The organism is Xanthomonas sp. SHU 308 (assembly GCF_000364645.1).
Classification (GTDB): Bacteria; Pseudomonadota; Gammaproteobacteria; order Xanthomonadales; family Xanthomonadaceae; genus Xanthomonas_A; species Xanthomonas_A sontii.
This window is the reverse complement of record NZ_AQOK01000765.1, coordinates 1-201: the sequence shown is the minus strand read 5'-3', so window position 1 is coordinate 201 and position 201 is coordinate 1. Positions and strand designations below refer to the sequence as shown.

Sequence of the window (201 nt, the reverse complement as noted above, 5' to 3'; positions counted from 1 at the left end):
CACGCTGTGGCGGGTGGCTCCAGGCGGTCATCACCCCGTGGCTGAACCACAGCAGCGCGCCGACGCCGCTCCAGAATCGCGCCACTGCCGAGCCGCGCAGCACGCCCACGGCCAGCAACAGCGGCGGCAGCGCGAACACCAGCAGGGCGGCCAGGCGGTGGCGATCGTCGTGGAACCAGGTCGCGAACAGTGCCGCCAACG

The 201-nt window shown here is 72.6% G+C and carries 1 protein-coding gene; it reads right to left on the bottom strand.

From position 1 onward, the window contains the following. The coding region (locus D588_RS26165; protein ID WP_157836498.1) for a DUF2069 domain-containing protein at positions 1 to 199 on the bottom strand (199 nt) is incomplete at its 3' end. Positions 200 to 201: the final 2 nt, after the last annotated feature.